This window comes from Chromobacterium sp. Beijing (assembly GCF_021496765.1).
Classification (GTDB): Bacteria; Pseudomonadota; Gammaproteobacteria; order Burkholderiales; family Chromobacteriaceae; genus Chromobacterium.
The window spans coordinates 2,794,891-2,805,930 of the sequence record NZ_CP053750.1 but is presented as its reverse complement, the minus strand read 5'-3'; the positions used below and the strand labels follow the sequence as shown (position 1 = coordinate 2,805,930).

The window sequence follows — 11,040 nt, the reverse complement described above, 5'->3', positions numbered from 1 at the left end:
GGATATGTCTCGTGTTGAGTGATAAGGCTGAGTTAATTTTGTATCTTGTTCGCCAAGGGAGAGCAGTTGATGTGCTTGCCCTTATGGAGGGGGAGTCACCTTATACATCAGAAGCATCTGAAGGGGCTCCAATGGATAATGCTCTTGGCCAGTTGTGGGTGGGCGCTTTATACCACCTCCGATTTGTTGAAAAATTTGGCGAAACAACTGTTTCTCAAGTTAAAGATGGAAAGGTTGAAAGTTCATTTCCAGATGTTTTTATGCAGTGGCTAGAGGCTGGAGCTCCTGGGGTTGGATTGCTGGACTTGAAAGCTTATCTTGAAGATAACCCTTTGTAGGAAAGTGGCAAGTAGGGTGGGTAAGTCATTTGGTTTGCCCGCCTCATGCGGATAGCCCTCGAAACCTTCATCAAAAGCCGCTTCTTGTAACTGATGTCTCTGGTATTGCATACTCACCAATTAAACAGGGTCTGGACCTACGTCATGGCTCGCTGCCAGTAGCGCGGCCCCTCGGCCGCGCCTCATCCCGCCTTATTTCTTCACGTTGAACGCTTCCAGCAAGTAGCGTGGGCAAGCCAAAAAGCTTGCCCACGCGGCACCTTGGCAACACGACCTTTGACCGCGCCGTAATTTATAAGCCCAAGCCTCCCCAAAGCCCCTCGCGGGGCTTTGGTCGTTTATAAGGCTCAAGCCAGTTCCTGCATCTGCCTCGTAGTCTGTTGCAAACGATGGGCGAAGGGTTCCAGCAGGCAATACACCTGCTCGCATTCCAGCATGTCTAGCTTGGATTGCTCCAGCATTGCCGCCAGCGCCGACAAGGCGGCGCTGACTTGATTGAATTCCAGGCTGAGCAGATGAAGGCTGTGATCGAAGTGTTCGCAGTACTCGTCGAGTTGCCGCAATAGCGGGTCAATCGGGTGGAGCGTGGCATCCTGCTGACGCAAGCTTTTCAGTTGGAAAAGCAAAGTGGAGAGAGAAGGGATGTGGTGGGAATGAGCATGAACGGGGCTAGTCATGATGACTCCTTACTGAGCGTTAAACCTGCCCCCTTAGCTGCCAAGCGTGGAGACAGGCGCGTGGCAGGGTTGGCAGACCGGCAGTAAGGACCCGGCGCGTGCAAGCACGCCCCCACCACGGCCAGTCTTAGCGTAAGACTTACCCTGTGGTGTGCAACGGACGTAAAAATGCCGCGTGCGGCGGCTGTCCGCCTTACTGGTTCGAGCTGCCAAGCCCGGTGCTGAGTCACAGCACGGCCGGATTATCACGTGCTTGCGGCGGGGAGGCAAGCGGCTTGCGTCGTGCCAGGCCCTAGCGCGTGTCCGCGTGGCTTGCGGCGGGGATGGCGTAACGGAGCTGCTCTTTGCGCCTTGCTGTATCCTTCTTTACTTCTGGCGATGGACGACTTTGCTGCCGTATTTCAACCGGACCCGAGTGGCGTTTTGAAGAGCTTGTCGGGGAGCCCCTCGTTTGGCGGCCACAGGGTTTTGTGTCTGTTCCTTGTCTGTTCTTCCCAGTCTGCTGGCTGCTCTCTATTAAGTGGGCGGCCATCGTTTTACTCTTGTTTCCCGCGGTTTCATGCCTGCCGTACTGTCCGGCCACGCTTAGGCGCTGCCGCAGCCGGCATGAGGGCGCGCTTTCTCCTTCTTGCTGCGTTACTACCGGGTTGCGACGTTTCTTCAATACCTGTCAAGGCGCCGGAGATGGTGTGAAGGGGATGCTTTGCTCTCTGCCTTGCCTGGGATTTGTAAGAATCTATTCAAAGTCTGTTGCATTTCGTCAGACATCGCACGGTTAGTACAGCATTCGAAATGCTCATATAGCGCTTGTGCAGTCCGCTGTCTCAGCGGTTTTCTCCTCATCTCACTCTTGTCCGCGAGACTTTGAACAGGTTCTAAGCCGCTGTGCGCTTGAATGGTTGCCGTTATGTTGCGGTTTAATCTTGGCGGCGGCTTTGCATGGCGTGATTTTTACTGCTGATAAAGAGGCGGAGCTCATGGTTGCAGCGGCTGAAAATGGCTGAAATTTTGAATTTGTACTTAAAAATCATGTATTTAAATTGGGTTTTCTGTGTTTGTAAATATTGTCATGGTATGTTGTAAAAAAGTATGAATATCGTTAATATCCGTATCATTTGTGCGGTTTGGTTGTTTTTGCGTTGATTGCGCATCAAAAACCAGGCCGCCGCATGAGGGCGGGTGGAATGACGGGCGATCAATCACTGCAGTTGATGTCGCAAATGATGTGGATGGCCTTGGCCATTGCCGGCCCCGTGCTGTTGTTCAGCCTGGTGGTGGGCATCTTGGTTAGCGTGATCCAGGTAGTGACCCAGATCCAGGATGCCTCTTTGGCTTTCGTGCCCAAGTTGCTGGCGGTATTCGCGGCCCTGCTGTTGTTTGGCCCGTGGATGCTGAAGTCGCTGGTGAACTACGCCGCGGGCGTGATCGGCAGTATCCCGTCCTTGTTCTGAAACGCTTCTCAATGTCTTTTCCCCTGGATTTGGCCTGGCTATACGCCTCTTTTTTGCTGTCGCTGCGTTTGGCGCCAGTCTTGTTGCTAACGCCGGTGATAGGCGCGGCCAATGTGCCCGGGGTGGTGCGCGGCTTGCTGGGTTTGAGCCTGGCGGCGCTGATGACGTACGGCCTGGGGTTGAGGCTGGCTTTGCCCGCCAATGGCTGGGTGCTGGCCGGGCAGGCTTTGACCGAGTTGTTCATCGGCGCCGTGCTTGGTTTTGGCGTGCAGTGCGCGTTTGGCGCGCTGGCGTTTGCGGGACGTTTGTTGGATACCCAGATCGGCTTTGGCTTGTCGGGCGTGATCAATCCGTTGACGAAGCAATCCGGCGCGGCCATGGGCCTGGCGTTCGAGCTGCTGGCGGTGGCGTATGTCTATGCGGTGAACGGGCACCACATGTTGTTGCAGGCGATGGTCTTTTTGTTGGAGGCCCTGCCTGTGGGCGAGCCGGTCAGCCTGCTGCTGGCGGAGCGGGCGCTGGGGCAGTTTGGCGTGCTGTTTGCGTTGGCGCTTTCATTGGCGGCGCCGCTGTTGATCGCCTTGTTCGCGATTGATGTGGGCGTGGCGCTGATTTCCCGCTCCATGCCTCAGTTCAATGCTTTCGTGATGGCCATGCCGGTGAAGGTGGGTGTGGGTCTGGCGGTGCTGGCGGTGATCTTGCCGCGTTTGGGCGGTTTTTTTGAACGCTGGTTTGCCTCGATATTGAATTATCTGGCGAGCTTCCAGGGGAGCTAGGTGGCGGAGCAAGAGCAGGACCGGTCGGAAGAGGCGACGCCGCATAAGCGCGAGGAGGCCCGCAAGAAGGGGTCGGTGGCGCGCAGTCAGGATGTCTTGGGCGTGGTGTCGGCCCTGACCCTGTTGCTGGCGCTGATGGCTTTGGGTCCCGGCATGGCGCGGCATTGTCTTGGCCTGTTCTCTCTGTTGTTGTCGCATGCGGGGGAGTGGTCGTTTGCGCAGCAGGCCTTGTCGGTGTGGATGCGGCAATTGGCGCTGGAGTTGTTTCAGACCCTGCTTCCCTTATGGCTGTTGTTGGCGCTGACGGCGGGCGTGGCCGGAGCCGCTCAGGTGGGGCTGCTGTTCTCCACGGAGCCCTTGAAGCCGGATTGGCAGAAGCTCAATCCGATGGAGGGTCTCAAGCGCTTGTTCACCTTGAGATCCGTGTTTGAGGCGGCGAAGTCCAGCATCAAGTTTCTGGCTTTCTCTCTGGTGCTGTACTGGATCATCCGGGAGATGCTGCCGGACTGGCTGTTGTTGACCGGCGCCGGGCCGGGCCGGGTGGCTGCGGCCACCGGCAACGCTCTGCTGCAAGTGCTGCGCTATATGGCCTTGGTCATGCTGTTGGCGGCGGTGGTGGATTGGCTGTTTGTGAAGCGCACGCTCAGCAAGAAGCTGCGGATGTCCAAGCGCGAGGTGAAGGAAGAGTACAAGCGGCGCGAAGGCGACCCGCGGATCAAGTCCAAGCTGAAGGAAATCCGCCGGCAGTTTTTGCAAAAGACGCGCGCCGCGTCGCGGGTGCCTGAGGCGGATGTGCTGGTGGTGAACCCCGCCATCTGGCGCTGGCGATCCAGTACCAGCGCGGCAAGATGGCGGCGCCGATGCTGCTGGCCAAGGGGGCCGGCGAGATGGCTTTGAAGATGAAAGAGACCGCCAGGCGGCATGGCGTGCCGATTCTGGAGAACCGGCCGTTGGCGCGCGGTTTGTTTCGCGATGTGGATGTGGATGAATGGATTCCCGATGCTTATTTCAGCGATGTGGCCAAGGCGCTGGTTTGGGCGTTTCGGGTCAAGAAGGGCTGAACTGCCGGAGACAGGCGGTGTTGCGATGGCGTTTTAGATGAGTAGCTTGCTCAAGTTGTTCAAAGAAGGGGCGAACGTGTCGATCATCCTGCTGATGGTCGGCATTTTGTTCGTCTTGTTCACTCCGGTTTCGGCCCGAGTGCTGGATGCGCTGTTGCTGGGCAATTTCAGTTTGGCGCTGTTTGTGCTGTTGCTGACCTTCTATGTGCGCAAGCCGGTGGATTTTTCCACCTTCCCGTCGGTGTTGCTGATCGCCACTTTGCTGCGTCTGGCGCTGAACGTGTCCGCCACCCGGCTGATCCTGTCCGACGGCGACGCCGGCCGGGTGATCGGCGCCATTGGTTCCTATGTGGTGGGCGGCAACTATGTGATCGGGGTGATCGTGTTCCTGATCCTGGTGGTGGTGCAGTACGTGGTGGTGACCAGCGGCGCGCAGCGGGTGGCGGAGGTGGCGGCGCGGTTTACGCTGGACAGCATGCCCGGTCAGCAGATGAGCATCGACGCAGATCTGAACATGGGCTTCATCGATCAGACGGAGGCGCAGCGTAGACGCAAGGAGCTGGAGAAAGAGGCGGGCTTCTATGGCGCGATGGACGGCGCCAGCAAGTTCGTCAAGGGCGACGCCATCGCCGGCATCATCATCATGCTGATCAATATCGTGGGTGGTTTCGCGGTGGGCGTGGCCCAGCACGGTATGCCGTGGCAGGAGGCCTTGCAGACTTACACCTTGCTGACCATTGGCGACGGCATCGTGACCCAGGTGCCGGCGCTGGTGATTTCGGTGGGCACGGGCATCATCATCACGCGCTCGGCGTCGGACGACAGGCTGAGCAGCGAGGTGCTGGGCCAGTTCACCGCCTATCCCAATATTTTGCTGATGGTGGCGGGCGCGTTGGGGCTGGCCGCGTTGCTGCCCGGCTTGCCGGCCTTGCCTGCCTTGATGCTGGCCGCTTTGTTCGCCGGCGGCGGCCTGGCGCTGCGCCGTTTGCGGGGCGGCGCCGAAGACGGCGGCCTGGTGGATGAGGCCGCCGCGGAGACGGAGGCGGCCGACGCCTCGCTGTACGACGAACTGAGGGTGGATCTGTTGTCCATCGAGCTGGCGCCGGATCTGATGCCGCTGATGGGGCAGGACGGCAGCCTGCTGTTGGAGCGCATCGCTCTGTTCCGCAAGCAATACATGTTGGATTCCGGTCTGGTGCTGCCCAAGGTGAAGGTGAGGGAAAGCAAGAGCTTGCGCGACGGCGCTTACCAGATCCGTTTGCAGGGCGACAAGGCGGGCGAGGGGCGTTTGGAGCCCGGCGCCTGGTTGGCGATCCATCCCGGCGGCGAGCGCGGCAAGCTGGAAGGCACGCCCACTACCGATCCCGCCTACAACCTGCCCGCCATCTGGATTCAGGACGCGCAGCGGCCGCGCGCGCGCGAGCTGGGCTACACCGTGGTGGACGCCGCCACGGTGTTCATGACGCATTTTTCCGAAATCGTGAAGCGACACTCCGCGGACTTGCTGACCCGAGAGGAAGTGGAGCGCCTGGCGCAGCATTTGCGCCAAACCCAGGCCAGCCTGTTGGACGAGCTGCTGCCCAATGTGATGACGCTCAGCGAAATCCAGAAGGTGCTGCAGGCCTTGTTGCAGGAGAAGGTGTCTATCCGGCGCATGGACACGATTCTGGAGGTGCTGGTGGATGCGGCGCGCGCCAGCAAGGACGTGGACGAATTGACCACGCGCGTGCGTCAGCGTCTGGGCAGCGTGATTTGCGCGCCGCTGCTGGATGGCGACGGCGCTTTGCACGTGATCACCTTGGACGGCGGCATCGAGCAAACCTTGTACGACGGCTTGCGCCGCAGCGAGGGCGGCGCCGCTTCGCTGGCGCTGGACCCGCGGTTTGCCGAGCAACTGCTGAAGAAGATGTTGGCCGAGTCCGAAAGGATGGCCGGTGCCAATCATATGCCGGTGCTGTTGTGCGCGCCGGAGGTGCGCGCCAATTTGCGCAAGCTGACCGCGCGGATGATGCCGCACCTGCATGTGCTGGCCTTGAACGAAGTGCCGCCGGGCGTGGGCTTGAAGGCCTTCGCCGCAGTGACGTTTTGACGGAGGGCTCGGATGAGCGAGTTATTGAACGCGATGGCGGCTTCGATGCAAGCCGATATGAACCGGGTCAATACCGTGGCCCACAACATCGCCAACAGCAATACGACGGGTTACAAGCGCTTGTTCACCCTGGGCGGGGACGTCCAGGCCGGCGCGCTGGCGGATGGGCGGCAAGGCGCGATGAGCCGTACGGGTTCCGATTTGGATCTGGCGATAGAGGGTCCCGGTTATTTCTCCGCGCAGGATAACGGTGGCGCTTACCTCAGCCGCGGCGGCGCGTTGCGGCTGGACAGCCGAGGCAGGCTGGTGCTGGCCCAATCCGGCATGCCGCTGGAGGGGAGCAGGGGAGATCTTTCTGCAGCCGGGCGCTTTTCGCGTGGCTGACGATGGTCAGGTTTTCCAGAAGGAGCTGGCGGTGGCCCGCATCAAGCTGGTTTACCCGGCCAAGGACGCGCGGCTGGAGGCCGCCGGCAACGGCTTGTACCGGGTCAGCGGAGCCATGGTCGATCCCAAGGACTTGGGCGGCCCGGGCCGTTTGCGACAGGGTTTTCTGGAAATGTCCAATGTGAACTCCACGCGGGAAATGGTGGAGTTGATGGAGGCGACCCGCCATTTCGAATCGGTGCAGAAGGCGGTGCAAGGCATGGACGCGGTGTGGGACAAGGCGCTGCGCAGCTTGGGCGAGTTTTAAGACGAGGACGGAATCGTGATTGATGCATTGTATGTGGGCGCCACCGGCATGGCGGCGCAGCAAGGCGGCTTGGAGGCGGTGGCCAATAATCTGGCCAATATGAACACGCCGGCTTACAAGCGTTCGCAAGCGGTGTTCGAGGATCTGGTCTACCGCGAATCCGCGCGGCAGACGCCGGCTCAGGGCGAAACCGCCGGCGCGGCCTATTTGGGCCTGGGCACGCGGCTGAGCGCGGTGGAAAAAGTGTTCAGCCAGGGAGATTTGCGGCCGTCGGAGTCGGAGTTCGACGTTGCGCTCAATGGCGAGGGTTTTGTCGCCGTCGGCAACCCGGACGGCAGCCAGCTGTTCAGCCGCTTGGGTTCGTTGCGGGTGGGCGAGGACGGTTTGTTGCAGCTGCGCAGCGGTCAGCCGCTGGAGCCCGCCATTACGCTGCCGCGAGACGCCCGCGGCCTGCGGGTGGCCGAGGACGGCCGGGTTTCCGCGTTGACCGAGGACGGTAAGACGCTGGACGTCGGCCGGATCGAGCTGGCCATGTTCAATAATCCGGCCGGGCTCAAGCCGGTGGGAGAGGGCCTGTATCAGGCGACCGAGCAGTCCGGCGCCGCGCAGATGGGGCTGGCCGGGGAAGAGGGGCGCGGCAAGTTGGCGCAAAAATACCTGGAAGGCTCCAATGTGAAGATGGCGGACGAACTGGTCAGCATGATGCTGGCCCAGCGCGCGTTTGAAGCCAATTCCCGCATTATCCAGGCCGCGGACGAGATGCAGTCCATCGTCAACAATTTGCGGCGCGGCTGATGAAGCGAGCCGCGCTGCTGGCGGTGTGGGCGGCGTCGATTCCGGCTCAGCCGCTGACGGCGCGGAGCGCGCTTGAAGTGGAGGGCCGCAGTGTCAACCTGGCTCAGGCGTTGGAGGGGGAGGTTCCCGCCGCGTTGCGGCGCGCGCTGGAGGCGCGGCCGCTGGCCACCGGCCTGAAGGCCGGGGAAATCCGGACACTGGGGCGCGCGCAGTTATTGAGCGCGTGGCGGATGACGCTGGGAGTGGAGGCGGAGCGCTGGCCGGTACGGTTGCCCGAGCGGCTGACGGTTACGCGCGCGGGCGGAGAAGCGGCGGCGCCCGCGCTGGCCAAGGAGGCGGAGCAGGCTTTGCGAGTCGGGTTGGCCGGCGAGTGCGAGCGTTTGGAGCTTCAGCCTGAGCGGAACGAGATCAAAGCGCAGCTGCCGGCTCAAGGCGTCCGCCTAGCGGCGCGTTTGCCCGCCGCGCCCGCTCTGGCGAGACGGATGGCGGTGTGGCTGGATGTGTTTGAAGGACCCGAGTTGTACGGCAGTTGGCCGGTTTGGTTTCAGGTGAGTTGTTTGCGGCCGGTGTATCGCGCCAGCCGGGCGGTGGCGAAAGGCGAAGCCTTGTCCGCGGCCAATGCCGAGCAAACGCTGGCGGACTGGACGGAAGCAAGGCCGCTGTCCTCTTTGCAGGGCATGGCCGCCGCCAGGGACCTGGCAGCGGGAACGGTGCTGCGGCTGGCGGACGCCAGGCCGGCGGCGCGGGTGCGCAAGGGAGAGCGGGTGTTGGCTCGTTTGAGCAGCGGGGCGATCCGTTTGGAAGTGGGCGCGGAAGCCTTGGGCGACGGCGCCATCGGGCAGCTGGTTTACGTCAGACGGGAGCGGGATCAATCCGTGTTCAAGGCCATCGTCGTGGCTGACGGCGTGGTGGATGTGTTGTGACAACAGGCGGCCTGGCAGGGTCGAGCGGAAATGAATAAGAGAACATGGTGCTTGCGGGTGTTGCAAGGCGGCGCGTTGCTGGCGCTGACCGTTGCGCTGGCCCAGGCGGGCGAGCGTATCAAGGACTTGGGCCGCTTCAATGGCTGGCGTGACAACCAGTTGATCGGCTATGGCCTGGTGACGGGCCTGGCGGGGAGCGGCGACAGCGCGCGCAGCCAGATGACCCAGCAATCGCTGGCCAACCTGCTCAAGCAGTTCGAGGTCAATTTAGGGCCGGACCAGGTCAATAGCCGCAACGCGGCGGCGGTGATGGTCACCGCCAATATGCCGCCCTTGCTGGAGCCCGGCGCGCGAGTGGACGTCACCGTGACGTCCATCGGCGATGCCCGCAGCTTATTGGGCGGCAGTTTGCTGCAGACGCCGCTGAAGGGCGGCGATGGCCAGGTCTACGTGCTGGCGCAGGGGGCGCTGTCGGTTGGCGGCTACCGTTACGACAGCAATGGCAACCGGGTGCAGAAAAATCATCCCACGGTAGGACAGATTCCCGCCGGCGGCATTGTGGAGCAGGCTGTGGCCACCCGCTTCATCCGCAACGGCATGGCCGAATTTCTGTTGTCCGCGCCGGACTTCACCACGGCCGAGCGCATTGCGCGGGCGATCAATCAGAAGCTGGGCGGCAATCTCGCCAGCCCGCTGGGGGCCGGCAAGGTGGGGATTCGGGTGGACGCGGCCTCGGAGGCGGGCACGACCAGCCTTTTGAGCCGGATCGAAGCGATCGAGGTGACGCCGGATGACCGCGCGCGGGTAGTGGTGAACGAACGCACCGGCACTGTGGTGGCGGGCGGCAATGTGATGCTCTCCGCCGTCACCGTGGTACATGGCGACTTGAAAATATCGGTGGAAACCGATTATCTGGTGTCGCAACCGCCTTCGCTGTTTGGCTCCGCGCGCGATGTGCGGACAACGGTGGTGCCGCAGACCCGCGTCGCGGTCCAGGAAAAGCCCTTGCCGGGGATCAGCCTGAAAGGCAATTCCACCATCGCCGATCTGGTTGCGGCGCTCAATCGCATTCAAGCCAGTCCGCGCGACGTGATCGCGGTATTGCAGGCGGTCAGAACCGCCGGCGCGCTGCGCGCGGAACTGGTCATTCAATAAGGGAGGAAGGGGCAATGCAAATCGCTTCGCTTGGCGAAACCGTCTCGCGCTCACTGGACGGCCTGGTGCTGCGGCAGCAGGTCATCGCGCAGAACATCGCGAATCTCAATACCCCGGTTATACGCCGCTGCGCGTGGACTTCGAATCCGCCTTGCAAGGCGCGGAGGGCGCCGGGCCACGCATTCTGCCGGATCGGCGTCCCGCGATTGCTCCCGGAGCGGCGGGTTCCGCCGCGGAGTTGAGCCACCAGGTGTCGCAGCTGGCGGATACCACGCTGCGTTACCAGACCCTGATCAAGGGCATCAATAAGCAGCTGGCCATCATGCAGTTGGCGATTTCGGACGGGAGGCGCTAAGTGGCCGGGCTTTGGGAGTCGCTGGCGATCAGCCAGAGCGGCATGGACGTGGAGCAGCTGCGGGCGGAAGTGGCCGCGCGCAATATCGCCAACGCCAATGTGGCGGCGGCGCCGGGCGCGCCGCTGGCCAAGCCCTTGCGGGTGATGACCCAGCCGGTGGGCGCGCAGTTTGGCCAGGCGCTGGCGCGGGCGGAGGCCGGCTTGCCTCCGCCTGGGGGCATCCGCGCCGTGGTGGTGGAGTCCGACGCGCCGGCCCGCAAGGTGTTGGAGCCGTCCAGCCCCCTGGCCGACGCGCAAGGCTATGTGCAATACGCCGGCGTGAACACTTTGGAAGAGATGTTTGCGCTGACCATGGCGGTTCGGTCTTATGAAGCGAACGTGACCGCGTTCAACGCGGGGCGCTCGATGATGCAGAAGGCGCTGGAAATTGGAGGCAAACAATGATTGAGGCCATTGCCGGCAGCGCGCTGGCGGATTCTCTGTCCGTCGCGACGGCCAAGCCCTTGGCGCCGACCGGATTTGAAAAAGTGCTGACCCAGCTGGAGAAGTCCGAAAACAGCCTGGGCGGCTTGCTCAACGATGTGGCGACCGGCCAGGCGGGCAGCTTGCACCAGGTGATGTTGCGGATGGAGGAGACCCGCATGCAGTTCGAGCTGTTCATGCAGGCGCGCAACAAGGTGCTGGACGCTTATCAGGAAGTGATGAGGATGCAGGTGTGACGAGCGGTTT

The 11,040-nt window shown here is 62.0% G+C and carries 13 protein-coding genes and 1 pseudogene; 13 read left to right on the top strand and 1 reads right to left on the bottom strand.

Annotated features, from left to right (window positions below):
• The first annotated feature begins 11 nt into the window (after positions 1–11).
• The gene (locus tag HQN78_RS13015; RefSeq protein WP_235084212.1) at positions 12–338 is read left to right on the top strand and encodes a hypothetical protein; all 327 of its coding nucleotides are present in this window, start codon (positions 12–14) and stop codon (positions 336–338) included.
• A 347-nt stretch (positions 339–685) separates the two neighbouring features.
• On the opposite strand, the gene HQN78_RS13010 is transcribed toward HQN78_RS13015, so the two are convergent.
• Positions 686–1,015: a hypothetical protein gene (locus HQN78_RS13010; RefSeq protein ID WP_235084211.1), complete on the bottom strand. Its 330-nt coding sequence runs from the start codon at positions 1,013–1,015 to the stop codon at positions 686–688.
• 1,184 nt (positions 1,016–2,199) lie between these two features.
• On the opposite strand from HQN78_RS13010, the gene fliQ reads away from it, so the two are divergent.
• The 12 genes and pseudogenes from fliQ to HQN78_RS12945 all read left to right on the top strand — a co-directional run bounded on the left by fliQ (position 2,200) and on the right by HQN78_RS12945 (position 11,030).
• On the top strand, positions 2,200–2,466 hold the full coding sequence (gene fliQ, locus HQN78_RS13005) for a flagellar biosynthesis protein FliQ (protein ID WP_107731646.1): 267 nt from the start codon (positions 2,200–2,202) through the stop codon (positions 2,464–2,466).
• Positions 2,400–3,242, top strand: coding sequence for a flagellar biosynthetic protein FliR (locus tag HQN78_RS13000; protein WP_235084210.1), 843 nt, complete (start codon positions 2,400–2,402; stop codon positions 3,240–3,242). The genes fliQ and HQN78_RS13000 overlap by 67 nt, the downstream gene beginning before the upstream one ends.
• Positions 3,243–4,303 (top strand): annotated as a pseudogene (locus tag HQN78_RS12995) (flagellar biosynthesis protein FlhB).
• Between the two features lie 37 nt (positions 4,304–4,340).
• A complete protein-coding gene (flhA, locus tag HQN78_RS12985) occupies positions 4,341–6,392 on the top strand; it encodes a flagellar biosynthesis protein FlhA (protein WP_235084207.1) in 2,052 nt (683 codons plus the stop codon).
• Positions 6,393–6,404: 12 nt separating this feature from the next.
• On the top strand, positions 6,405–6,776 hold the full coding sequence (locus HQN78_RS12980) for a flagellar hook-basal body complex protein (RefSeq protein ID WP_235084206.1): 372 nt from the start codon (positions 6,405–6,407) through the stop codon (positions 6,774–6,776).
• Positions 6,769–7,083 (top strand): flagellar basal body rod C-terminal domain-containing protein, encoded by a 315-nt coding sequence (locus tag HQN78_RS12975; protein WP_235084205.1) that lies wholly within the window; start codon positions 6,769–6,771, stop codon positions 7,081–7,083. Before HQN78_RS12980 ends, HQN78_RS12975 begins: the two co-directional genes overlap by 8 nt.
• A gap of 15 nt (positions 7,084–7,098) precedes the next feature.
• Positions 7,099–7,878, top strand: coding sequence for a flagellar basal-body rod protein FlgG (flgG, locus tag HQN78_RS12970; protein WP_166451307.1), 780 nt, complete (start codon positions 7,099–7,101; stop codon positions 7,876–7,878).
• Positions 7,878–8,801, top strand: coding sequence for a flagellar basal body P-ring formation chaperone FlgA (gene flgA, locus HQN78_RS12965; RefSeq protein WP_235084204.1), 924 nt, complete (start codon positions 7,878–7,880; stop codon positions 8,799–8,801). The genes flgG and flgA overlap by 1 nt, the downstream gene beginning before the upstream one ends.
• A gap of 30 nt (positions 8,802–8,831) precedes the next feature.
• Positions 8,832–9,956, top strand: a complete 1,125-nt coding sequence (locus HQN78_RS12960; RefSeq protein WP_235084203.1) for a flagellar basal body P-ring protein FlgI — start codon at positions 8,832–8,834, stop codon at positions 9,954–9,956.
• A gap of 133 nt (positions 9,957–10,089) precedes the next feature.
• Complete coding sequence (locus tag HQN78_RS12955; RefSeq protein WP_235084202.1) at positions 10,090–10,311, top strand: hypothetical protein; 222 nt, start codon at positions 10,090–10,092, stop codon at positions 10,309–10,311.
• Positions 10,312–10,755, top strand: a complete 444-nt coding sequence (locus HQN78_RS12950; RefSeq protein ID WP_166451303.1) for a flagellar basal body rod protein FlgC — start codon at positions 10,312–10,314, stop codon at positions 10,753–10,755.
• Positions 10,752–11,030, top strand: a complete 279-nt coding sequence (locus tag HQN78_RS12945; RefSeq protein WP_235084201.1) for a flagellar hook-basal body complex protein FliE — start codon at positions 10,752–10,754, stop codon at positions 11,028–11,030. Before HQN78_RS12950 ends, HQN78_RS12945 begins: the two co-directional genes overlap by 4 nt.
• The last annotated feature ends 10 nt before the right edge of the window (positions 11,031–11,040 follow it).